The sequence below is a fragment of the Shewanella dokdonensis genome (assembly GCF_018394335.1).
GTDB lineage: Bacteria > Pseudomonadota > Gammaproteobacteria > Enterobacterales > Shewanellaceae > Shewanella > Shewanella dokdonensis.
In genome coordinates this window covers 3,995,767-4,018,842 of record NZ_CP074572.1, presented here as the reverse complement: position 1 = coordinate 4,018,842, position 23,076 = coordinate 3,995,767, and the positions used below count along the sequence as shown (strand labels likewise).

Annotated in this window: 18 protein-coding genes, 2 tRNA genes and 3 pseudogenes; 16 read left to right on the top strand and 7 right to left on the bottom strand. The window is 49.4% G+C overall.

The features are described 5' to 3' along the window. The first annotated feature begins 27 nt into the window (after window positions 1–27). The 7 genes from pgsA to rplY all read left to right on the top strand — a co-directional run bounded on the left by pgsA (window position 28) and on the right by rplY (window position 3,492). On the top strand, window positions 28–576 hold the full coding sequence (gene pgsA / locus KHX94_RS19400; RefSeq protein WP_213681841.1) for a CDP-diacylglycerol--glycerol-3-phosphate 3-phosphatidyltransferase: 549 nt from the start codon (window positions 28–30) through the stop codon (window positions 574–576). A gap of 141 nt (window positions 577–717) precedes the next feature. Beyond that, window positions 718–793: transfer RNA gene (locus KHX94_RS19395), tRNA-Gly, on the top strand. A gap of 5 nt (window positions 794–798) precedes the next feature. Beyond that, window positions 799–872: transfer RNA gene (locus tag KHX94_RS19390), tRNA-Cys, on the top strand. Between the two features lie 137 nt (window positions 873–1,009). Further along, window positions 1,010–1,444 (top strand): hypothetical protein, encoded by a 435-nt coding sequence (locus KHX94_RS19385; protein ID WP_213681840.1) that lies wholly within the window; start codon window positions 1,010–1,012, stop codon window positions 1,442–1,444. Continuing rightward, a complete protein-coding gene (locus KHX94_RS19380) occupies window positions 1,390–2,379 on the top strand; it encodes a L,D-transpeptidase family protein (RefSeq protein WP_342345787.1) in 990 nt (329 codons plus the stop codon). Before KHX94_RS19385 ends, KHX94_RS19380 begins: the two co-directional genes overlap by 55 nt. Window positions 2,380–2,528: 149 nt before the next feature. Beyond that, window positions 2,529–3,077, top strand: coding sequence for a peptidoglycan L,D-endopeptidase MepK (gene mepK / locus KHX94_RS19375; RefSeq protein ID WP_213681838.1), 549 nt, complete (start codon window positions 2,529–2,531; stop codon window positions 3,075–3,077). A gap of 127 nt (window positions 3,078–3,204) precedes the next feature. Continuing rightward, the gene (gene rplY / locus KHX94_RS19370) at window positions 3,205–3,492 is read left to right on the top strand and encodes a 50S ribosomal protein L25 (protein WP_213681837.1); all 288 of its coding nucleotides are present in this window, start codon (window positions 3,205–3,207) and stop codon (window positions 3,490–3,492) included. A gap of 58 nt (window positions 3,493–3,550) precedes the next feature. On the opposite strand, the pseudogene KHX94_RS22045 reads toward rplY, so the two are convergent. The 3 genes and pseudogenes from KHX94_RS22045 to KHX94_RS19355 all read right to left on the bottom strand — a co-directional run. Next, window positions 3,551–4,624 (bottom strand): annotated as a pseudogene (locus KHX94_RS22045) (translocation/assembly module TamB domain-containing protein); the annotation flags it as partial. A 1,735-nt stretch (window positions 4,625–6,359) separates the two neighbouring features. Continuing rightward, on the bottom strand, window positions 6,360–7,346 hold the full coding sequence (locus tag KHX94_RS19360; protein WP_213681835.1) for a translocation/assembly module TamB domain-containing protein: 987 nt from the start codon (window positions 7,344–7,346) through the stop codon (window positions 6,360–6,362). After that, window positions 7,343–9,136, bottom strand: coding sequence for an autotransporter assembly complex protein TamA (locus KHX94_RS19355; RefSeq protein WP_213683526.1), 1,794 nt, complete (start codon window positions 9,134–9,136; stop codon window positions 7,343–7,345). Before KHX94_RS19355 ends, KHX94_RS19360 begins: the two co-directional genes overlap by 4 nt. A 192-nt stretch (window positions 9,137–9,328) precedes the next feature. On the opposite strand from KHX94_RS19355, the gene KHX94_RS19350 reads away from it, so the two are divergent. From KHX94_RS19350 to hrpA, 3 genes are all read left to right on the top strand, one after another. Continuing rightward, the gene (locus KHX94_RS19350) at window positions 9,329–10,360 is read left to right on the top strand and encodes an isoaspartyl peptidase/L-asparaginase family protein (protein WP_213681834.1); all 1,032 of its coding nucleotides are present in this window, start codon (window positions 9,329–9,331) and stop codon (window positions 10,358–10,360) included. 93 nt (window positions 10,361–10,453) lie between these two features. After that, window positions 10,454–10,867, top strand: a complete 414-nt coding sequence (locus KHX94_RS19345) for a CBS domain-containing protein (protein ID WP_213681833.1) — start codon at window positions 10,454–10,456, stop codon at window positions 10,865–10,867. A gap of 97 nt (window positions 10,868–10,964) precedes the next feature. Further along, window positions 10,965–14,846, top strand: coding sequence for an ATP-dependent RNA helicase HrpA (hrpA, locus tag KHX94_RS19340; protein WP_213683525.1), 3,882 nt, complete (start codon window positions 10,965–10,967; stop codon window positions 14,844–14,846). Window positions 14,847–14,868: 22 nt separating this feature from the next. On the opposite strand, the gene KHX94_RS19335 is transcribed toward hrpA, so the two are convergent. From KHX94_RS19335 to KHX94_RS21305, 3 genes are all read right to left on the bottom strand, one after another. After that, the gene (locus KHX94_RS19335; protein ID WP_213681832.1) at window positions 14,869–15,252 is read right to left on the bottom strand and encodes a VOC family protein; all 384 of its coding nucleotides are present in this window, start codon (window positions 15,250–15,252) and stop codon (window positions 14,869–14,871) included. Between the two features lie 121 nt (window positions 15,253–15,373). Beyond that, complete coding sequence (locus tag KHX94_RS21310; protein ID WP_213681831.1) at window positions 15,374–16,138, bottom strand: DUF885 family protein; 765 nt, start codon at window positions 16,136–16,138, stop codon at window positions 15,374–15,376. Further along, the gene (locus KHX94_RS21305; protein WP_213681830.1) at window positions 16,021–17,094 is read right to left on the bottom strand and encodes a DUF885 family protein; all 1,074 of its coding nucleotides are present in this window, start codon (window positions 17,092–17,094) and stop codon (window positions 16,021–16,023) included. Before KHX94_RS21305 ends, KHX94_RS21310 begins: the two co-directional genes overlap by 118 nt. 171 nt (window positions 17,095–17,265) lie before the next feature. Between KHX94_RS21305 and KHX94_RS19320 the strand changes: the two genes are divergently transcribed. Both KHX94_RS19320 and KHX94_RS19315 read left to right on the top strand, forming a co-directional pair. Next, on the top strand, window positions 17,266–17,907 hold the full coding sequence (locus KHX94_RS19320; protein ID WP_213681829.1) for a glutathione S-transferase family protein: 642 nt from the start codon (window positions 17,266–17,268) through the stop codon (window positions 17,905–17,907). A 516-nt stretch (window positions 17,908–18,423) separates the two neighbouring features. Beyond that, window positions 18,424–20,060, top strand: a pseudogene (locus tag KHX94_RS19315) (lactate permease LctP family transporter). 70 nt (window positions 20,061–20,130) lie between these two features. Here KHX94_RS19315 and KHX94_RS19310 read toward each other — a convergent pair. Further along, window positions 20,131–20,658, bottom strand: a complete 528-nt coding sequence (locus tag KHX94_RS19310) for a DUF1697 domain-containing protein (RefSeq protein ID WP_213681828.1) — start codon at window positions 20,656–20,658, stop codon at window positions 20,131–20,133. A gap of 423 nt (window positions 20,659–21,081) precedes the next feature. Here KHX94_RS19310 and KHX94_RS19305 point away from each other — a divergent pair. From KHX94_RS19305 to KHX94_RS19290, 4 genes and pseudogenes are all read left to right on the top strand, one after another. Next, window positions 21,082–21,332, top strand: a pseudogene (locus KHX94_RS19305) (acyl-CoA dehydrogenase family protein); the annotation flags it as partial. Further along, a complete protein-coding gene (locus KHX94_RS19300; RefSeq protein ID WP_425314081.1) occupies window positions 21,315–21,992 on the top strand; it encodes an acyl-CoA dehydrogenase family protein in 678 nt (225 codons plus the stop codon). The pseudogene KHX94_RS19305 and the gene KHX94_RS19300, both read left to right, overlap by 18 nt. Continuing rightward, window positions 21,974–22,192, top strand: coding sequence for an acyl-CoA dehydrogenase family protein (locus tag KHX94_RS19295; protein WP_213681825.1), 219 nt, complete (start codon window positions 21,974–21,976; stop codon window positions 22,190–22,192). Before KHX94_RS19300 ends, KHX94_RS19295 begins: the two co-directional genes overlap by 19 nt. Before the next feature lie 53 nt (window positions 22,193–22,245). Further along, the gene (locus tag KHX94_RS19290; protein WP_213681824.1) at window positions 22,246–23,073 is read left to right on the top strand and encodes a phosphate/phosphite/phosphonate ABC transporter substrate-binding protein; all 828 of its coding nucleotides are present in this window, start codon (window positions 22,246–22,248) and stop codon (window positions 23,071–23,073) included. The last annotated feature ends 3 nt before the right edge of the window (window positions 23,074–23,076 follow it).

The following is a 23,076-nucleotide window of genomic DNA, read 5'->3' as shown; positions in this document are numbered from 1 at the left end:
CGGTGCAGACAATAACGTGGTTTTATCATGCCTTTCAATCTCCCTATCGCCTTGACCTGGTTCAGGTTGTTCCTGTTACCAGTGTTTGTGTTGGTGTTTTATCTGCCGTATCACTGGATGCATTTTTTGGCGGCATTTATCTTCTGGTTAGCCGCCATTACCGATGCCCTTGATGGCTATGCCGCCAGAAAGTTACAGCAGTCCACGCGCTTTGGCGCATTCCTCGATCCGGTTGCCGATAAGCTGATGGTCACTACGGCGTTGGTGTTGTTGGTCGAAGAGTACAATACGGCATGGCTGACATTGCCCGCGTTATTCATGATAGGTCGAGAGATAGTGATCTCGGCGCTACGTGAATGGATGGCGGAAATCGGCAAACGCGGCATAGTGGCAGTTTCTTGGATTGGTAAATACAAAACAGCCGCACAGATGGTGGCCATTATTGGCCTGATCTGGCAAACCGGGCCGATTATGATCACTACCGCGTATGTGTTGTTATACATCGCAGCGTTGCTGACATTTTGGTCAATGATGAATTACATTAAGGCCGCTTGGAAAGATTTGACTGCCGCCTGATGTGAGCTATTACACGAAAATGAATCATCACGACTAATTAGTGCGCATACAACCGCTTATCAACGATTCCAACGTTGACAGCCAAGGGTAACTCGGTAGAATGCCAACCCGTGAAAAGCACTGGCTTTTTACCTCTCAAATGCGACATTAGCTCAGTTGGTAGAGCGATACCTTGCCAAGGTATAGGTCACCGGTTCGAACCCGGTATGTCGCTCCAAAAAAGGCGCGATGGCAGAGTGGTCATGCAGCGGATTGCAAATCCGTGGACCTCGGTTCGACTCCGGGTCGCGCCTCCATTTCAAATCAAGCTCCACCGTCTATCGATATCGTCTGGTTACCCGCTGTTTTAACTGAAATAGTTTTGGCTTATTTGCCGGACGCCACAAAAATTTCCACGGTTTTGCCATACTTTAGCAATGTCGGAGGGAATGTTATGGCGGATTTGCGGTTATGGCTGTCGTTAATTTGCTGTTTGCTGGTACCGGTTGCTTATGCCACTGAGCGTGACCCGGCTGCATGGCAAACCTTGACTGGGCAGTTACAGATGCTAGCGCTGCTGCCAGAGCAGGGGCAATTGCGTACCACTCTGCAAGCTTTAGTCTCTGGGTCCGCTCAGGCGTCTATAGACGACCAACAAATCTTGGAACAAGAGATTGCTCACTTCTGGCAACAGCAAGGTGTGGCATTGGCTTTTAGTGGTCTGCCATCCGATGCTACGCCATTACAGCGTGCCGTTGCATTAGAACCTCCACGGCCTGAATACCAGCAAACGGTTAACCGTATTCAATATCTCCTCTGGCTACAACAGCAACCGTGGCCGGAAATCCATCCCGGGGTTGGTTGCGCCCCGGCGATAACCACTCGCTGATTCCGCAAATCACTCAACGTTTATTATGGCTTGGTGACTTGCCGCACTATCCCGATAATGGCTATGACTATTCCGACACGCTAGCTACTGCCGTACGTCACTTCCAACTGCGCCACGGACTGAAAGAAGATGCGGTTATTGGCCCTAACACGCTGTACTGGTTGAATATGTCGCCTAGAACGCGCGCCACACTGCTGGCGCAGATGTTTGTGGCCGAAACGCGTTATCGGGCGCAATTACCTGACAGCTACATTTTGGTCAATGTGCCAGCGTATCACCTGCAACTGGTGGATGAGGGCTCCACAGTGTTGCAATCAAAAGTCATGGTCGGCTTGCCTTACCGACAGACACCTCTGCTTGAAAGTCGTATTTCCAGTGTGGTGCTAAATCCTGGTTGGCATGTCCCACGCAGTATTTTGCGCAAGGATCTGTTGCCGCACATTCGTAAGGACGGTAACTATCTTAACCAGCGAAATTTTCGGGTTTTTGACTATCAGGGCAATCTGGTTGAGCAAACACCGGAACAATGGCAACAACTGGCCTATGGTCGATTCCCTTACCGCGTAGTGCAACAGCCCGGCGCTCATAGCGCGCTAGGCCGATTTAAATTTCATTTTGAGAATAGCTTTGATGTGTATTTGCATGATACGCCGGAAAAACAGCTGTTTAACCGTGCTGACCGGGCATTATCATCCGGTTGTGTCAGAGTCGAAAAGGCCAATGAGTTAGCGCAGTGGTTGGCACAGCATCGGCTGCGGGACCCGCGTAAGTGGCATGATATGCAGCAGGACTTCCATACCACTCAGTGGTTTGCTTTGACTCAGCCGTTACCCGTTTATATTGTTTACTGGACCGCTTGGGTTGATCAGCAGGGCACAGCACAGTTTCGTGATGACATTTACCACAAATTTTCTTCAGTGGCAGAATTAAGGTAAACAGTTGCTATCCGGAAGAAAATAGTCTAGCGATGGTTATTTTTTGTACTAAACATGCGCAGGCTCACGGAATTCAAGGTTGACCTGTCATATGAAAGCGGTTAATTTTTGGACGTTTATAGCGCATTATCATTAGCAAGGTGGTTAATTTGTCAGTTGTATGTCCTGCCCGCAGGCAGTTGTTGAAAGGCCTCGGGGGCGTGGCGTTGATGTCCCTTCTTCCCGCAAAAGTTATGGCGAGCCGTTCCACTCAAGGTAGTCGGTCACTCAGTTTTTATAACATCCATACGGGTGAACATCAGGATGGCGTCTACTGGTTAGACGGGCAGTATCTTGGCGATACGCTATCTTCTTTCAATCACTTGCTAAGAGATCATAGACAAGATCTTGAAGCGCCGATGGATAAACGGCTGTTTGATTATCTGTATCAACTGCAACAACGACTTGGCAGCGCTGAAGAGGTACACGTGATCTCGGGTTATCGTTCTCCCAAGACCAATGCACTGTTGCGCTCTCATAGCAGTGGTGTGGCTAAAAAGAGTTTCCATATGTCCGGCATGGCCATGGATATTGCTATCCCAGGGATGAAATTGAGCCATGTACGTGAAGCCGCCTTAAGTCTGAAACTCGGTGGCGTGGGGTATTATCCTAAATCGGGATTTGTCCACATAGATTGTGGCCCCGTCCGGCACTGGTAAGCATATAATACAGCCGCTTTAGCGCTTGTCGCCTAGGGGTTGCTGTGGTAATATCCGCCCGCTTTATACGAGGCCGCCATTGGTCGAAAATGGCGGCCAGTTATTTTTTAATGAGAGAGTAATTGTTATGTCTTACACTATTCAAGCTACTACCCGCACAGAGATTGGGAAAGGTTCGAGCCGCCGCCTGCGCCGTGAGGGTAAAGTCCCTGGCGTTATCTATGGTACTGGTAAAACACCGGTATCTATTGTTTTTGATCACAAAGATATCATCAACGTGCAAGCTAATGACGATTTCTATACCAGCGAGTTGACTATTGTTCTCGATGGCAAAGAAGTGAAAGTTCGCGCTCAAGCGATGCAGCGTCATGTGTTCAAACCTATCATCGAACACGTAGACTTTGTTTACGCTTAATTCGTGACACTTCGAAAAAGCGCCTTAGGGCGCTTTTTTTGTACCTTGAAACGTGCCATTACAGATCAAAACTGTAATAGATATCCAAAGATTGTCCTACAGTGCTGGTGACTGACTCCAGATAGAGCTTGGACAACAGATAGTAACGTACCGTCATCTCATAGCCGGGGTTGAATACGCCAACGCCGTACTTGAGCATTAAATCCTTACCCAAATAACCACTGATGGCGACCTTACCATCATCATTGGTGTCGAGTTGTACGTTAGAGAAACCAAACTTTTCCACCAGCCCGGCAGCGGTGTTACCTATATTGTTCAATGTCTGCCCTCCGCCAGTTACCTGACCGCTTAGTGCCATGGCGGCGCTCAGCATCAGTGAGTTGTTCTGGCTGGCGTCATAGCCTTTGCCTTGTACGATATAGGATAAGATTTCAGCTTGTTCTTTGGCCGGATTGGAAAATAGGGTGACTACAGGTTTTTGCGGTGTGCCAGTGATTCGTACTCCGGCCACAACATCTTCATCTTTTATTTCGCGAATAGCTTCAACATTGAGATTGGGCACTTGTGGCGGGCCAGCAAATTGTAGCTCACCAGTTGTAATGGATAATGTTTGTCTCATAAAGCGGTAACTACCATTCAATACCCGGATATTACCAAACAGTTGTGCGGGTTTATTGGCTTGCTGTTGCAGCCTCAAGGTGCCGCTGAGCATGCCTTTTAAACCATAGCCATCTATGGCGACTTTATTGCCAACATTAAGTCCGATATCGGCGCTGATTGCCATCGGGGTCGCACGTGCTTGGGCTTCTGTTACCGTATCATCAAATACCACATCTTGTGACACACTGACGCCGCCATCTGGCAATTGCATGATGCTGATGTTACCTGACGGAATATCAACAGAACCTTTAACATCCAGACGTTGCGGTGCGAAATGTAATTGCAGTTTCGGCGATACATTCAGGATAGCCAACGGCGGTTGGATCAACGTCAATGCTTGGCCGTTAAGGGTGAGATCTCCGGTAAATTGCCCGTCAGGCCACCGGATATCGCCTTGCATTTCGCCGGTGCCTTCACCCATTTTCCAGTGACCTTGCAAGGTCGCATGTTGACCGGCAAAGGCCAGTTGCAGCTGTAGTTGCTCGATTTTGGTGGGATTATTGGTGCTGATCAGTTCGCCGTCTTGCAGTTGCAACTGACCACTAAACTGCGGTTCATGTAAGCTGCCAGCCACGGCAATATCGGCATTCACCAGCCCCTGCAAGGTTTGTAATTGTGGCACCAACCGCTGCAATGGTTTGAGGTTGATCTGCTGCATTTTTATCGAGCCGGTTAACGGGTGGGTTGGCGCAACGCCGATATTCAGCTGGCTGTGTAGTTGCAGTATTTCACCCGCGGTAAACGCAATTTGGCTGTTCAGTGATTGTTGATCTAGGGTCGCCTTGATAAAGCCGCCATCAAAGTCAATGGGCGCCGGTGAATCTCGTCCCTCAGGAAAGCTAACGCGCCCAGGGGCAATGTTAAATTGCAGTTGTGCAGACGGTTTCATTGTCGGTGACCAGCTAATACTGGCATCCATATCCGCCTTGCCTTGCCAGGTGACGCCTTCAGGGAGCTGTGCGCTCAAAAGCTGTCCCGGTTCACCGTTATAATGAACCCTTGCTATGCCTTTGGCGGCAATTGTCACTGGCTGTTGCAGGCATAATTGATTATGGGGAGCTTGCAGGCATAGCGGTGATAGTTGTCCTTGTTGTTGCTTGAAGTCCCAACTGACATGGGCGGCTTGCTGTAGCTGCCAGCGACCGAGCAACGTATCTAATTGTAATTGTTGCAGTTGGGTTTCAATTTGCTGTCGCTGTGGGTCATAGTGATTATTGAGTTTGAGACTGACACTCTGTGTTCCATGGCTATTAAGTGTCAGTTGTTGCTGGTGAATATCGCCATTAGCCAGCAGTGTCAGACTCTCGATTTGCTGACGACTCAGGGTGAGCGCTTGCCCAGTTATCTGCAAAGTAAAGGCATGTTGAGCCAGTGGCGCATAATGACCACTGATGTTGGCACTTTGCAGGGTATATTCTTTAAAGCTGAGTTGGTTGGCGTTACCGTCAAGCACCAGTTGTGGCTGTGATTCATCGCCACGCACTGTGATATTGGCGTTGATACTTCCGTGGGCTTGCGGATAAAACATCGCTAACTCTGGCACCGTCAGCTTGCCGTTGAGATCCCAGCGTTCGCCAGCATTACCATTTAGCGTCAACGACGAGTTAAAGGCGCTCAGTTGCACCCCTTGGCTGTGTAGATGCCAGCGCTGATCCACATCGGCACTGCCCGTCAATACAAAAGGCGTTTTCGCGGCTGAGCCTTTCAAATCGGCATCAGCAATCGCAACTTGCCACTGTTTATCTGTCACCTGTCCGTGGGTGTTGAAGCGGCCACTTATGCTGCTTTCCGGCAGGGTCATGGTGTCATCGTTCAGGGCAATCTGGGCGGTATTGAGTTCTTCCACCCCCACGGTTGCCTGCCATTTGAAGCCTTGGGCATAATTCAGCATGCCCTGGAGCGTCAGTTGTCCTGCGGCAGACCAAGCTGTAAAAGCGGAAACGTCTAATCGTTGTGGTTTATGCGAAAATTCTGTTTTTAAATCAATTTGTTGTAGCCAAGGCGTGTCAAAGTTACCGCTGATTGTCGCCGTTTGTTGCTGCAATGAACCTTGGCTGTGCAGGGTCAAGTCTGCCACTGCATATTGCGCTTTGGTCAGCGGCCAGTGCAGTTTGCCGTGGGTTATTGTGACCTCATAGGGCAGGGAAGCCGTGGCCAGATTGATCTGGCCGTTAATCTCTGCCTGTTGCTCGCCACTTAGTTGCAACTCAGTTTTTAGTTGGCTTAAATCGCCACTGAATGCGGCGGTCAGTTGTTGCGCCTGCGGGGAGTTGCGGAAGCTGACGGAGATGCAACTGTGTGTGTAGCGTGAGTGGATAATGGCCTGCCAGCGTTATTTCACCACTCAATTGTCCATCACCATAGTCATGACTGAGCTGTAGATGTTGCAGTGCCAAGTGCTCGTGGTAAAAACTGCCCTGTAAATCCAACCGTGAGAATTTATCCTGACGAGCACCTATGGTAAGGGTTGAATCGGCTAATACCGCAGACTGAATATTAAGCGGAAATGGCATCGTCACTTCCGGCAACTGTGCCAGCGGCCACGCAGAACCACTGTTAGCCACGCTATCGTTGGCGGCGGTGGGGATATTCACTTGCAGCCCCTGAGTTTGTAGCGATTCCACCCGTAGCCCGCTTTTTTGCCAGGTGGCGGCTAATAACAGTTCGTTGCTATTAAACTGCATGTCATTAACGTGTACCTGTACTTGTTGTAATTTGGCGGATTTCAACTGGATATCGAAGGGGAGTTGCAGATCGCTGTTGGTCGAGGCGGCGTTATCGGCCGGTGTAGCAGGTAATGCGGCGGTGGTCACAGATACTTGCGTGTCAGCTAACTGCAAAGATTCGACACACAGTTGAGCCTGTAGCAGGCACGCAGGGCGCCATTGCAGCAACAGATGGCCTGTACGCACTTGAATTCCGGGCATCTGCCAGCTTGCTTGGCGTAATTCGAGTTTATCGTTGAGCGTCCCACTCTGATAACTGAGCTGTAGATCCGCGACTAGTGCGTTTGCCAGTGTGATGGCTAAATGGCTGCCAGGGCCTGTTCCCACCATTAACGCCAACAGCAGTAATAGCAGCGTGGGCAGATATACCAGCAATCGCACAAGCCAGTGAAAGGTGCGGCGCAAGGCAGATTTGGATGAGCGTTCCGGTGTCGGGGGAACATTTGGCATTTCATGTTCAGCCGTCATAGCTCTGTGCCCATGGTTAAATGAATGCGCCAAGGCTGGTAATCAATATCGGGATCATGTACCCCAAAGCCAACATCAAGCTTGATAGGTCCCAACGGTGAAATCCAATGCACCCCACCACCTATGGCAACAATCGGTGCCATCTGACCGTTATCGTAAGCATTACCCGCATCAACAAAGGTCGCCAGCCGCCATTGAGGCGTTAGATAGTATTGATATTCCAAGCTGCCAACGGCGAGGTAACGCCCGCCAATCACTTCCCGAGATAACACCCCATCGTTATTGATATATTCACGATAGGGGCCTAATTCCTGGTAGCTATAGCCACGGATACTTTGGTCACCGCCCGCAAAATAGCGCAGTGATGGCGGTACAATCACCAAATCGTTATCGGTAACAACGTTGACTCCTAAGTCCAATCTTGCCACAAACCTATGTTTCTCAAAGAAGGTGTCAATCCACTTGAAGCGGGCCTCAAACTTGCTGAGCCTGGCATCAGAGCCCAGCGCTGGGTCTGCATACTCAACACTGTATAACTGTCGGAAACCGGATTTAGGATCGAGACTCGCATCGCCACGAACGGTTTTGCTGATACTGGCACTAAACAGCAAAAACTGCGGATCATAAGTAACATCCGACTGGGTATATTCTTCGCGTAGCAGATCCAGTGAATAGTTGAACAGCCAGCCATGACCTAACCGTTTATTGCGGCCAATCCCAATTAACCGCTTGCGGGACTCCAATTGTCCGGTATTACTGAATTCCTGTGCGGCATTGTCGTACTGCTGGATCACGCCATATTTATCCCAGAGCAGTCCAAAGCGCAGTTTGAGTTGGTCGTCCAGCGGGTGACTAAGCGGAATAGTGTAAGTAAACATCACTTTAGGCCGATCCGGTGACCACTCGATACTGGTTTCCTGAAAATGACCATAACGATTGAGTTGTGGGGTGCGCCAGACCAGCTTAACTCTGGGTTCAATCTCGTTATCAGCGCCGTTACCTATGTCAGCACCTAGCCCCACCTGAAAGGAATGATCGGGTTTTGGGGTTAGCTCTACTTTCACCGGGACTTGGTCGTCACTGAGTTTATCTAACTGTGGCAGCACCTTGATACTGTCAAAATAACCGGTATCCACCAGCTCTTGATTCAGTGCTGATAATCTGCGGCTGCTGTATGTGGCTCCTGCGGCAAACGGAACGAGCTTATCGAGAAATCCTGGTGCTAATGTATGCCCGGTAAAACTGATGTTGCCGATATGGTAACGTTTGCCGGAGTCGAAGCGCAGATTGATTTTGGCAAGATCCAGATCGCGGTTGATACGGATCTCCGCTTGCGTGTAGTGCCCATCAAAATAGCCACGCGAGAGAGCCAAGGCAGCTAGCTGTGCCTTGACCGATTCATAATCGCCATGATTTAACGGATCGCCGGGTTTGATCTTTAGCTGATCCAGCCATTGATTGATGATGGCGTCGTTACGGATTTCGCCGTCCAGCGCAATGTCCACCCATTGGATACGGGTGACTTCACCAGGGGCAATGGTCAATGTCAGCTGCCAGGGGCTGTTGTCTTTCTGTTCAAGTTGCTGTTGGAGCTTACCGTGATAATACCCCAACGACTGTAGGGCATCTTGCACGCCATTGCCGACATCAAACAGCCAAGCTCTTCTTTGACTATCGTTCTCGGGCAAGGGCCCCAGATGCGCCAGAATATTACGCTTTAATGCACCTTCCACACCGTTAATCTGCACCTTCAATAGTGCTTTATCCGCTGCCAATAAAGGCCGCGGCATCAACAGCAGGGCGCTGGTGATTAACCCTGTACAAATGGCTACAAAATATTTAGCGAACAAAGATTCAACCCGGTATCGCACTCTTCCTAGAGGATATTGTTACCTTGGAAGGATCAGCAAGCAAGCTGCGGATTGTTTTTGCTAACTAAAACCGCTACAAAGGAACCTGCTTGTTAACATGGAAACAAAATAATGAAAACCAAAATAAAAAAATTATGGACGGCATTGGCGCTGCTGGCTTCTCCCGCATTACCAACGCTGGCCGCCGAACCACCTTACGCCATTGTGATCCATGGTGGTGCGGGGACTATCTCGAAGGCAAACCTCACTGACGACCAACTGAAGCAATATCGCGCCAAACTCACCGAAGCCGTGAATGCGGGCTATAAAGTGCTTGATGATGGTGGCAAGAGCATCGATGCGGTACAGGCCGCCATCAATGTGCTGGAAGACAGTCCGTTATTCAATGCCGGGCGCGGAGCGGTTTATACCTGGGATGGCAAGCATGAGATGGATGCGTCCATTATGGACGGCAGCACCATGAATGCCGGCGCAGTTGCGGGCGTGAGCCATATTGAACATCCCATCGATTTGGCGCGTGCGGTAATGGAAAAATCTGAGCACGTGATGCTTGCGGGAGCGGGTGCCGAGGAGTTTGCGTTGACGCAAGGGTTCAAACTGGTGCCTGCAAGTACCTTTGATACAGAGCCGCGTTACCAGCAGTTGCAAGATGCGAAAGCCAAGATTGCCGCCGCCGCAAAGAAAGACTATCAGGCTAAAGTCAATCCACAGGATCTGGATTACAAGTTTGGCACGGTAGGCGCGGTGGCACTCGATAAACAGGGCAATCTGGCCGCAGCAACATCCACTGGCGGAATGACCGCCAAGCGTTTTGGACGCATCGGCGATTCGCCCATTATTGGCGCGGGGACTTATGCTGAAAACGGCGTGTGTGCAGTCTCTGCGACCGGTTGGGGAGAATATTTCATTCGCTATCATGTCACCGGGGATATCTGTGCCCGGGTTAAATATCTGCATAAATCGATTATTGAAGCCGCAGATGAAGTGATCAACCAGCGCTTGATCAGTGCTGGTGGCACTGGCGGCGTTATCGCGATTGACCAGCGCGGCAATATTGCCACACCGTTCAACACCGAAGGCATGTACCGCGCCAGTCGCAAAAATGGTGAAGATCCGTTGGTGATGATCTGGCGTGACCAGTAAAAACTAATTAAGGCAATCGACTTATCGCATTTCCCCCAGGCTCAGAATCGCAACTACACTTAACAAGTAGACTTTCAAGCTTGGGGATAAGTAATGGATATTAAAGTCAGCGACCATATGGATCGTAAACCGGTATTGTTATCACCGGAGATGACCATAGCTGAAGCCGTGGAACAACTGCTGAATCAACATAAGGCGGGGGCGCCAGTAGTTGCCGCAAACGGTCAACTGGTGGGCTTTTTGTCACAACAGGATTGTATGGCGGCCATGTTGAAGAGCAGTTATTACTGTGATTTGGCCGATCTGGTGAAAGACCGTATGCGTAGCGATGTGCTGTGGGTCAGACCCGATCATAGCGTGTTGCTGTTGGCGGAACAGATGCTGGGGCAGAAACCTAAAATCTATCCAGTGGTTGATAATGGTCAGGTGATTGGCGTGATTGATCGCTTCAATGTGCTGTCGGCTATCCGTAGTTACACCGAACACTGCTACAAAACTCCGGCCTGATTGCTGATAAAGTCAGCAGTTACATAACGAGACTCAGCAACCGTATCCAAAACGGCGTATCCTTGCTAGGATCGCCGTTTTCCGTTTATTGGATGTTATTGTTTTGAATCGCAAGTTGTCCCCACTTTCCCGAGAATATCTGGCGCAGTGTTTTCAAGCTGATGCCGCGGGTATTCGCCGTGCCTTGGCTAAATTGCAGCATCAGCAAGATGCAACGGCCAAAGCCGCTAAATTGGCAGAATTAGCAGAACAAGCACAGGCTGCATATGAGCGGGTACAACTGCGGTTGCGCAATCGGCCGAAAATCCACTATCCAGAGGAACTGCCGGTATCGCAAAAACGCGATGAGATTGCCTCAGCTATCAGCAACCATCAGGTCGTGATTGTTGCCGGGGAAACCGGTTCTGGTAAAACCACGCAATTGCCCAAAATCTGTCTGGAACTAGGGCTCGGTAGCCGTGGCATCATAGGTCATACCCAACCCCGGCGACTGGCGGCTCGCAGCGTGGCATCAAGAGTTGCAGAAGAACTGCAAACCGAGTTGGGGCAAGCCGTTGGCTTTAAAGTACGTTTTGCCGATGCCGTGTCTAGCGATTCTTATATCAAGCTGATGACCGATGGTATTTTGCTGGCGGAATTGGCCTCCGATAAATGGTTGTTGCAGTATGACTGTTTAATCATCGATGAGGCGCACGAGCGCAGCCTCAATATCGATTTCATTCTCGGTTACATGAAAGAGATCTTGCCGAAACGGCCAGATCTCAAGCTGATCATCACCTCCGCCACCATTGATGTGGAACGCTTCTCGCGTCACTTTAACAATGCGCCCGTGGTAGAAGTCAGTGGCCGTACGTATCCGGTGGAAACCCGCTATCGGCCGCTGCTGCGTGACGAAGATGAAGATCTCGACCTGATGGAAGGGATTTTTCACGCGGTCGATGAGCTTTGCGCCGAAGGCCCTGGCGATATTCTGGTATTCCTGAATGGCGAGCGCGAAATCCGCGATGTGGCGGATCAGCTAAACAAGCGCAACTTGCGAGATACTGAGGTTTTGCCTTTGTATGCGCGCCTGTCTTATGGCGAGCAGTCTAAAGTATTCAAGTCACACATAGGTCGCCGCATTGTGCTCGCCACCAACGTGGCGGAAACCTCGCTGACAGTGCCGGGAATCCGTTATGTTATCGACCCAGGAACCGCTAGGATCAGTCGCTACAGTTATCGCACCAAGGTGCAGCGGTTGCCGATAGAACCGATTTCGCAGGCAAGTGCCAATCAGCGACAAGGGCGTTGTGGCCGTGTTGGCCCAGGGATCTGTATCCGCCTGTACGCGCAGGATGACTTTAATAACCGCCCGCAGTTTACCGATCCGGAAATTCTGCGCACCAATCTGGCGTCAGTAATCTTGCAGATGTTAGCTATCGGCCTGGGGGATATTGCCGGTTTTCCGTTTATTCAACCGCCGGATGAACGCAATATTCGGGATGGTTTTCTGCTGCTGGAAGAGTTGCAGGCGGTCGCGCGTCACAAAGGACATTTACAGTTAACCCGGCAAGGACATGAACTGGCAAAAATTCCAGTAGATCCACGCTTAGCGCGCATGGTGCTGGAAGCCAATAAACTCGGTTGTTTGCAGGAAGCCATGGTGATTGTTGCCGCCTTGTCCATCCAAGATCCGCGTGAACGGCCTATGGACAAAAAACAGGCAGCAGATGAAGCGCATAGTCGCTTTGCGGATAAGAAATCCGACTTTGTCGCGCTGCTCAATTTGTGGAATTACCTTAAACAGCAGCAACAACAGTTGTCTGGTAATCAGTTCCGCAAACAGATGAAGGATGAGTATCTGTCATACTTGCGGATCCGTGAGTGGCAGGATCTGTATGCGCAGCTGCGGCAGAGCGTACATGACTTAAAATGGCGGCTAAACAGTGAGCCTGCCAGTTACGATCCATTGCATCAGGCGTTGCTCTCAGGGCTGTTGAGTCATATCGGTTTTAAAGATCAGAATAATGAATATCAGGGCACCCGTAACCGCAAGTTCTATATTTTCCCGGGCTCGCCATTAGCTAAAAAAGGCCCGAAATGGGTGATGGCGGCTGAACTCACCGAAACTTCGCGTTTGTTCGCCCGTAGCTGCGCCGCGATAGAACCGGAATGGCTGGAATCATTAGCCGCCCATCTGATTAAAAAACATTATGTAGAGCCACATTTCGAGGCTAAACAGGGGTCGGTCATTGCACTGGAAAACCAGGTGTTATACGGCCTGACGGTAGTCAATCGTCGTAAGGTGCAGTTTGGGCCCGTACAACCGATAGAAGCGCGGCAGATTTTTATCCGCAGCGGCCTGGCAGAAGGGCAGTTACATCTCTCCGACGCCTTCTATAAACAGAATCTGGCACTGCTTGAAGAAGTCGAATCGCTGGAGCATAAATCACGGCGGCGCGATATTCTGGTCGATGAAGATACCTTATTCGCTTTCTATGATGCGCGTATCCCTGAGGGGATCTTCAATCTGCCACTGTTCAATAAGTGGTGGCGCCAACAGCAGCGGCAAACGCCAGAGTTACTGAATTTCAGCCGTGAATTGCTGATGCAGCGTGACGATACCCATGTGTCGGCATTGGACTTCCCCGATAACTGGCAGCAGGACAAACTCACCTTGCCACTGAGCTATCGTTTTGAGCCGGGTGAAGAAGATGACGGTGTGTCGTTGCATATTCCGGTGGCGCTGCTGAATCAGATTGAAGATAAAGATTTTGAATGGCAGGTGCCTGGGCTGCGAGAAGAAAAATGTGTCGCCCTGATCAAATCTTTACCGAAACCGCTCCGGCGCAATTTTGTGCCCGCACCTGATTATGCCCGCGCCTGTGTGCAAGCCATGAAACCGCTAGCGCAGCCACTGTTGGAGAGCTTGTGTCGGCAGTTACTGCGCATGAGCGGCACTAAGGTGGCACCGGAAGATTTTGATGTAACCACACTGCCGCCACATCTGCATATCAATTTCAAAATCGAGAATGAGCAGGGCAAGTTGCTTGCCCAAAGCCGCAGTCTCGATGAGTTAAAGGCAACCCTGCAAGGACAGGTAAAACAGGCCATTCGGCAGGTCGCCGATAAAGGTATTGAACAGCAAGCGTTGACCGAGTGGAGTTTTGGGGAACTACCGAAAGAGTATCAAAGGCGCCGTGGCAGTTATGAAGTAAAGGCCTTCCCGGCGCTGGTGGATGAAGGTGAAAGTGTTGCTATCAAATTATTTGATGATGAACAGCAAGCCCAAGCACTGCATCGGCAAGGGGTGCGTAAGCTGCTGCTGATCAATATCCCTTCACCGGTGAAACATCTACAGCAGGCATTGCCAAATAAAGCCAAACTGGCAATGTATTTTAATCCGTTTGGGCAAGTGCAATTGCTGATAGACGACATTATCCATGCGGCGGTGCAACAGATCCTCGATGAACAGACATTGGATGTCCGCTCACCTGAAGCATTTGCTCAGGCTCGGGATATCGTGCGGCAGGAACTGAACAGCACCGCGGAAAGTATCGCGCTGAAAGTGGAAGAGATCCTCACCACTCATCAACGTATCCGTAAACGCCTCAAGGGTAAAATCAGCCTCAATATTGCATTTGCTATGAGTGATATTCAAAGCCAGTTAGAGCAGTTAGTGTTTAAGGGCTTTGTGGAAGCTTCTGGCTGGCAACGGCTAAGTGATGTGATCCGCTACTTGAAAGCGATTGAAATCCGGCTGGATAAACTGCCGGTAGATCCTAATCGCGATAAACTGCACTTGCTCAGCATTCATCATGCTGCCGCAGAATATCAGGCAACGCTGGCGAAATTGCCTAAATCACAGGCGGTACCGCAAGCGCTTGCCGAGGTGCGCTGGATGCTGGAAGAGTACCGGGTGAGCTGTTTTGCGCAGACGCTTGGTACGGCTTATCCGATTTCAGAAAAACGCATCCTCAATCAATTGCAGAGCATTTAGCTGAATGTGGTTCCGGTAGCCGTTATTCTCGGCTGCCGGGCAATATTTTAAGTTCGACTTTATTATCTTCGGGATCGTACATATACAGCGAACGGCTATAGCCGCGGGCCCCGTATTTTTCGCTGAAGGGTTCAAACATAACGCCTTGCCGTTGCAGGTGGTGTAACACTAAGGTCTCATCGGTTTCCGCAATATTCAGGCAGAAGTGTTCCACATTGACCCCAACGTCATGTTGCTCCCTTGGCTGTAAATCGATTAATACATTGCCCAAACGTAATTGCCACAAGGGCGGTTGCTGAAGCTGCCGCTCGAGTGTGGCGCCGAGCACGCGTTCGTAGAAATCCAGCATCACCTCAATATCACTGCATAGCAGTACCAGATGGTCTAACTCCATGACTCGCAACATAAAGCCTCCTCAATGGCGGGAGCGATACTTCAAGTGTAGTTAAATGGATAGAGATTGTGCTATGGCGGGGAAAAACGATGAAAACGGGGGCGGCTGCAATCGCCGCACCCATTGACCTTTGCTATTGGCTAACGCTGGGGATGAAGGTTGTTTCAACGGCCTGTTTCAACAGTTTTGGCGGTAACAGCCCTTGTTTCAGAATGAAATCGTGAAATGCCTTCTGATTGAATTTGTCCCGGAGTTTTATCTCGGTGGCGACTCGCAGTTCTCTTAGATTCATATAACCATAGAAGTAAGACGTTGCCTGGCCTGGCATCTGGAAGGTATAGCGATTGATCTCTTGCTGGGCGAAAGCATCCGATAACACTACATCGTCAGTGAGCACTTTTTTGGCATCTTCGGGGCTGATCAGTCCCAGATTCAACATGGGATCGAGAAATGCGCGGGCAGCGCGCTGTTGCCGGGCTTGCAGTGAGAACAGTTGGCCTTCTTTGGGCAGATATTGCTTCATGATAGCTTCGGCGTACAGGGCCCAGCCTTCAACATTGGCGCTATTCATGGCAAAGATCGCCCTTGCCATAGAAACCCCTTGCTCAATCATGTTGGAAAACTGCAATTCATGACCTGGGCGCGCTTCGTGAACTGTGAGTGTCCAAGAAAAGCCTTTGCTGGTAAAGTCGGTCACCCGTTTGCCACCCGCATTCGGGTCGATCATGGGCAGCACAAACTCGCCATATTCGCCAGTGTTGCCTATAAGCCGCGGGGGATTCATGTGAGCGGCTGGCACCGCAGCCGATTCTGCCGCTGACGCCAGCCGGATATTGGCTGGGCGTTGTGGCAGTGTGACAATGTCATGTTCCCGGACGATTTTTTCAATATCTTGCAACCGCTGCTTGAAAAAGGTAACACCTCATCACCGGTGACTTGCTGTTTTTTCAACTCGCGGATCACGAAGCGATAATCAGTATTTTTGTAACCCTTGGCTTTGGCAATATCGGTGGCGACAGTCTGCATCTCGTCACGGATCTCGGCATATTCAAACAATGCACGTTGGATCAACTCCTCCGGGGCAATATCGACGCCCACATTTTTCAGCGCATTACTGTAGAGAATTTCTGGCAGGACATTGGATTGCCGGGCTACAGGCAATATCGTGGTTTTCAGCCATTGCTGGTAGTCGTTAAGTTGCTTGGACAGTTCGGCAAACGCCGGTTGCCAGCCCTGTAGTTTATGGGCGGTAAATAACTGCTCGATCCCTTGAATAAACTGCGGGGTGTTGGCAATCGCCTGTTCTACTTCTTTGTAATAAGGTGTTGTCAGCTGTTTATTGGCTAAGGCTTGGGTAGTTCTTTGTTTAGCTTGTGCAACCATCTTGGTATCGACATAAGCATTGAGCCGCTCAACGGCTTTTTGCATGCGTTTGGGAGTATTACGGTCGTCCAGTAATACCTGGATCCCACCAAATACTTTTTCTGCAACGTTGAAAAACGGCAGTTCATATTGTTCAGATAAAGCCGCAGACTCCAGTTGCCGTTGCAGCGTAGCTATCATGATCTGCAGATCTTGTTTTACTCGGGGATCACTTTGCTTGGTTTCGGCGGTTTGCAAGTGGGTGACTTCGGCTCGAATCTCATTGAGTGTTTGCGTCTCGGCCGCCAGCGTTAGATTCGCCACTTTGCCATCGTAGGTTTCAATGCCGAGTTCTGAACCATTTTCTGGGCTGTTTTCAGCAATTTTTTGCAGCACTTCCATGGCGTATTGGTTACTGGTCGTCACCCAAGCGGGTTCAGCCGCCACGACTGAAAAACTGGCACAGGCTGCTAGCGCTAAAATTCGTTTCATGTTTATTCACCTTAAATTTGTCGATCCGACAACAAGTACCTAGTGGTTATACGATAACTATCACTTAACGCCATATAAAATCCGTAACATTTTATAACGGAACCGTATCAATCTTGACTGATGCCATTGTTAGCGCAAAATGAACACTGGTCACTTAAGTAGGCATTTTCTATGAAACTTATCGGTATGCTGGACTCACCCTTTGTGCGGCGTGTTGCGGTATCTTTGCAGCTATTGGGGTTGAAATTCGAACACCAGCCATTGTCAGTCTTCAGCACTTTTGAAGCCTTTGCCCAGATCAATCCTGTGGTAAAAGCTCCCACCTTGATCTGTGATGATGGAACGGCGTTGATGGATTCTACGCTGATCCTGCAATATGCGGCGGCTTTGGCTCCCAGCCGCAAGCTATTGGCTGACGATCCTAAAATATTGCGGCAACAGCTACAGTTGCTGGGACTGGCATTGGCGGCTTGTGAAAAGAGTGTGCAACTGGTTTATGAACGGCAATTACGACCGCAGGATAAACAGTTTGATGCCTGGGCGCAGCGTGTGACCAGCCAATTGTTGGCGGCTTTTGAAGAGTTGGAACAGCAGTTAGCGGCAGCGCATATCTCACTTACCAGTGACAACATAGATCAAGCCAATATCACCATCGCCATTGCCTGGTATTTTAGTCAGCAGATGTTGCCGGAAGTCGTCATTGCCAGTGATTTTCCCCAATTAGTGGCATTATCTGCACAGGCTGAGTGTTTACCCGAGTTTCAATGTGCGCCATTTGGCAGTAGTGCCTGCCAGTTTACGGTGGAACGCTAGGCTTGGTGATTGCAAGATCACTGAAGTTAAGACGAAAAATGTGATGGGCTGCGGCTGTTGCCAACCGCGATTTGTGACACTCGCCAGCCCTTTATTGCAGCATAATAAAACCCTTAGCAACCAGAAAAGCAGTGACTCCTGCCATTTAACAGCGGTAGATAACCGCTAATAAACCCATATAAATATCACCTGCGGCTGCATGTTATCTAAATTATCAGCCAGTTATTTTGTCTTTTGTTATTTTCCCCACGATAAACACAGATTTTACTGAATCGCCATAGCGTTCATATCCAGTAAAAGTCACCATTTTTTAAGCGATTACCAATATAAACCTCTGTCACATTTGGCAAAATAATTAATGAGATATGTGTCACTTAATCGCCATATGAATATTACCTTAAAACATCTTCTCTCTAATATAAATGCCGGTGTTTCAAACAGTCAGCGCCAGCTATGGGGACAAACGACTGTGCCACCTATAACAAAATATACTAAAGCACTTGGAGAACTATTCGTATGACCTGGACACAAACCTATGCGCCATTAGGCAGCTTATGGCTGTCAGCGTTGGTGGCGTTATTGCCCATCGTCTTTTTCTTTTTGGCACTGACAGTGCTTAAATTAAAAGGTCACGTTGCGGGCGGAATTACCCTGTTATTAGCATTAGTGGTTGCCGTGTTGGTATATCAGATGCCTGTCACCATGGCGATTGCCTCAGCCGTTTATGGTTTTGCTTACGGCCTGTGGCCCATCGCGTGGATTATTATCACCGCAGTATTTCTTTATAAAATCACCGTTAAGACCGGACAGTTTGAGATTATCCGCGCTTCGGTCACCTCAATTACTGAAGATCAACGGTTACAAATGCTGCTGGTGGGCTTTTCGTTCGGCGCATTTCTGGAAGGGGCGGCAGGCTTTGGGGCTCCGGTCGCCATCACCGCCGCATTATTGGTTGGTTTGGGCTTTAACCCGTTATATGCCGCTGGTTTGTGTTTGATTGCCAACACTGCGCCCGTCGCGTTTGGTGCGATGGGTATCCCGATTATTGTGGCCGGGCAAGTGTCTTCGCTCGATCCTTATCATATCGGGCAGATCGCTGGCCGCCAGCTACCTTTGCTATCCGTTATTGTGCCTTTCTGGTTGATTGCCATGATGGACGGTATGCGCGGCATCCGCCAAACCTGGCCCGCAACGTTAGTGGCGGGTGGTTCTTTTGCCATTACGCAATTCCTGACCTCTAACTTTGTTGGCCCTGAGTTGCCCGATATCACATCGGCGTTAGTGAGTTTGCTGTGTCTGACGCTGTTCCTCAAAGTGTGGCAGCCAAAAGAGATCTTTACCTTTGCCGGAATGAAACCTCGTAGTGTGGCGGCTAAATCCAACTACTCTGCTGGACAAATCCTCCGTGCCTGGATGCCTTTTATCATTCTGACAGTAATGGTCACGCTGTGGAGCATTAAGGCGATTTCGGGCTATTTGAATGCCATTACCGTATCACTGGAAGTCCCAGGGCTGCATAATCTGGTCATCAAAACCACGCCGATTGTGGCCAAGGATACCGCCTATGCCGCTATCTTTAAGTTCAATTTATTGAGTGCCGTTGGTTCAGCGATTTTAATTGCGGCCGCCATCTCGATTATCTTGCTGAAAATGACCCTTAAAGACGCACTCAAGACCTTCGGTGAAACATTAGTGGAGCTGAAATTCCCGATATTGTCCATTGGGTTTGTGCTGGCGTTTGCTTTTGTCGCCAACTATTCCGGTCTGTCTTCTACGCTGGCGCTGCTGCTGGCGGGCAGTGGCGCTGCATTCCCGTTCTTCTCGCCTTTCTTAGGCTGGTTGGGGGTATTCCTCACTGGTTCCGATACCTCTTCCAATGCTTTGTTTGCCTCCTGCAGGCCAACACTGCGCATCAGATTGGGGTTACGCCAGATTTGCTGGTCGCCGCGAATACTACCGGCGGGGTGACAGGAAAGATGATCTCCCCACAATCCATTGCCGTGGCCTGTGCCGCGACAGGGTTAGTGGGGCGCGAGTCTGAACTGTTCCGTTTCACGCTGAAACACAGTCTGATTTTCTGTGGCTTTATCGGCGTCATCACCGTGCTGCAGGCTTATGTGCTGCCTTGGACGCTGGTGTTTTTCCATAAATAAGCGCTAATCATGTAGAAAACCACCGTTGCATGCGGTGGTTTTTTTATGGCAATAGCGATATCGCGCCGCCTCAAACATGGCCGTTGCCGCGCACCATTTCTCGCAATTTATTAATCGTATTGAGGTTTCTGCCAGTGACGGCAACGCCAAGGCATTTTTCTAACCCGGCCACCAGTTTTGAGCGGCCAATCCCTTCCGGGGCATAGAGATAAAACACCTTATCTTTTATGGTAAAGCGTTCACTGGCGGCGGTCAGTGCCGACAATTTTTGCAGATCGGGGTTGAGCGGTGTGTTAGCAAAATAAATATGTGCAGTTTTACCGTCAGCGGCATGGTAAGGGTTGGCGGTCACGGCTTGCTCAAATTCCTGTTGTGTCAGAACCAACATGGCTGGTGTAAACCCAAATTGGCTGGCAATCGCGGTGGTGATGTTTGCCGCTGGCGGAATATCACCATTTAATACGACATTGCCGCTTTGAATGTAGCTGCTGACATCCGTGTAACCACATTGCTGCAACAGCAAGGTGAGTGGTTTCATCGGCAGAAGATTATTGCCGCCCACATTAATTGCCCGAAACAGCAGTATGTATGTTGCCATGGCGATTGCACCCATAAACTAGAGAGTAATATTAGAAAGTTGACGACTAGCCGTTGTGTTAGCGGAATGAAGCATAGGCTACGAGATGCTAGCCAACAGGTTAACACAACGACAACATCCGTAAATTTAAGATTGCCTTGTCCGGCAAGGTTTCCGATAGCGGCACTGCTCGGCTAACAACGGGTGTTGCCCCAATTCGTTGAGCAAATGTTGTTCGTAGAAAAGCTCCAGAACCCGTTATATGTCCATGATAGGTAAAATCAAATGAGTCATTTTGTCTACCTATGTCATTTTTGTATTAATTACTATCACATTTATCAGAATATTCATGATAATGCGTTATCTATTTTCTGGATGCTGAACTAGGGGCAGCGGTAGTATCTGAGCTTTACTATTAGTTTTCTCTGAATAACGGAAATCATCATGTCCTACTACGAACAAGCGAGTCAATTTGCAGCGCTGCATATACAACCAACGAGTGCCGAATGTGATGCAGAAGCCAAATTTCCTGAAGTGGCATTTAAACAGATGGCGAAAGACGGCTGGTTCAGCATGATGATCCCCACAGCAATGGGGGGCAGGGTCAAGGATTAGATGCGCACGCAGAAGTATGTATGGCTTTTGCTGAGGCTAACCCCAGTGCTGGCCTGTGCTACATGATGCACAATGTAGCCTTGATGTGTGTGTTGACTTATGGCAGTGATGAACTGAAACAACAGATTTGCAGTGACGTACTGAATGATGGAAAGTTCCTGGCGCTGGCCTATAGCGAATTAGGTTCAGGAACACATTTTTATAATCCACAAATTCACGCCGAATTTGCGTCTGAGCATGTGATCTTGGATGGCGTAAAAAGTATGGTGACCTCCGCGGGTCAAGCGTCCTGGTACTTGGTGTTGGCTCCCTCCGCTGAAAATGGCAAAGTCGATAACTGGGCGGTGCCATTGAGTGCCGCTGGTTTAAGTTTTGACAACAATACCTGGCAGGGTATGGGCATGCGCCCGAATATTTCCTGCCCGATGAAACTTGATAATGTGCAAGTTAGTATGTTAAATCGACTCGGTGTGGCGGGAAGTGGTGCCGAACAAGTGTTTAGTGTTGTAGCACCTTTCTTTGTTACCGGATTAGCCGCTGTTTATAGTGGTGTCTGCCTGAGCCTGAGTCATGCGGCAAATGAACATGCTAAATCGCGTAAATACCCAGATGCGCAGCCGTTAAGCCATATTGAAACAGTACAGACCCATCTTGCTAATATTTATACCCGTGCGATCGCTGCCAAAAGCCTCACCTGGCTGCCGCCAACGCCACCTCAGATGTGCTGCAAAAGATCTTAGCTGCGCGAATTTTTGCTTCAGAATCCGCCATTGAATGCGGGCGTTTAGCCATGCGCGTGGGCGGCGGTAAAGCTTATAACAAGGCGTTAACGATTGAGCGTTTCTTACGTGATGCCTATGCCGGGCAAGTCATGGCACCAGGGGTTGATGTCTTGAATATTTGGTTAGGTAAGACGCTGACTGATCAGCCGATCCCTTAACTGCCAACCTTACGCTATTACTTAATGCCTTCGCTAACCCATTGAGAGAATTTATGAATATGAACAGTATTAATATCGGTGCCGTTGTTTATGACCCAAAAGTCACGGTTATCTGGGGGATTATCGCGGATTTTTTCAAACAGCAGGGGCTGCCGGTTAATTGTGTTTTTTACCCTGATTACAAGGCGCAAGTGGATGGATTGTTTGACGGTGAAATCGACATCGCTTGGAACTCTCCTTTAGCTTGGGTGGACAGCTATATCCGCAGTCAGGGCCGTTGTTTGAATGGTTCAATGCGTGATACTGATAGTGATCGTAAAACCTGCCTTATTGTTAGAAAAAATAGCGGAATTCAGCATATCAGCGCCTTGAAGAATAAAGTGATTGGATTTGGTGCGCTGGACTCCCCGCAAGCACGGTTAATTCCGATTAATTTTTTGCATAATCATGGGCTGGCATTTGGCCAAGATTATCTTGAAAAACGTTATGACATAGGTGTTGGTTTGCATGGCGACCATATTGGCGGGGAACTCGATGCGGTGAAGGCGTTAATGACCGGAGAGGTTGATGCGGCATTTACGCTGGATCTGAACTGGCAGGCTTGGCTGAAAGACGGCACGGTAGATGGAACCCAATTAATCTGTTTAGCCACCACGCCGTTATTTGACCACTGTATTTTTGTTGGGCGTCCAGATTTCCCAGTAGAACAGTTTACCTATTGGAATGAAGTGCTACACCGCATGGATTACAGCAACCCAGATCATAAAGCCATGATGGATATGGAAGGGCTAAAATGCTGGGTCGAAGGTCGCACCAGCGGTTTTGCCCAGTTGCAGCAAGCTTGCCAGTATCTGAATTTCTTTGATGCTCCGGTGAAATAGGTT

Coding starts and splice junctions, on each gene's coding strand:
- pgsA (WP_213681841.1), top strand. CDS start 28: ATGCCTTTCAATCTCCCTATCGCCTTGACCTGGTTCAGGTTGTTCCTG.
- KHX94_RS19385 (WP_213681840.1), top strand. CDS start 1,010: ATGGCGGATTTGCGGTTATGGCTGTCGTTAATTTGCTGTTTGCTGGTA.
- rplY (WP_213681837.1), top strand. CDS start 3,205: ATGTCTTACACTATTCAAGCTACTACCCGCACAGAGATTGGGAAAGGT.
- KHX94_RS19360 (WP_213681835.1), bottom strand. CDS start 7,346: ATGACGGCTGAACATGAAATGCCAAATGTTCCCCCGACACCGGAACGC.
- KHX94_RS19355 (WP_213683526.1), bottom strand. CDS start 9,136: ATGCCGCGGCCTTTATTGGCAGCGGATAAAGCACTATTGAAGGTGCAG.
- KHX94_RS19350 (WP_213681834.1), top strand. CDS start 9,329: ATGAAAACCAAAATAAAAAAATTATGGACGGCATTGGCGCTGCTGGCT.
- KHX94_RS19345 (WP_213681833.1), top strand. CDS start 10,454: ATGGATATTAAAGTCAGCGACCATATGGATCGTAAACCGGTATTGTTA.
- KHX94_RS19335 (WP_213681832.1), bottom strand. CDS start 15,252: ATGTTGCGAGTCATGGAGTTAGACCATCTGGTACTGCTATGCAGTGAT.
- KHX94_RS21305 (WP_213681830.1), bottom strand. CDS start 17,094: ATGAAACGAATTTTAGCGCTAGCAGCCTGTGCCAGTTTTTCAGTCGTG.
- KHX94_RS19320 (WP_213681829.1), top strand. CDS start 17,266: ATGAAACTTATCGGTATGCTGGACTCACCCTTTGTGCGGCGTGTTGCG.
- KHX94_RS19310 (WP_213681828.1), bottom strand. CDS start 20,658: ATGGCAACATACATACTGCTGTTTCGGGCAATTAATGTGGGCGGCAAT.
- KHX94_RS19300 (WP_425314081.1), top strand. CDS start 21,315: ATGATGCACAATGTAGCCTTGATGTGTGTGTTGACTTATGGCAGTGAT.
- KHX94_RS19290 (WP_213681824.1), top strand. CDS start 22,246: ATGAATATGAACAGTATTAATATCGGTGCCGTTGTTTATGACCCAAAA.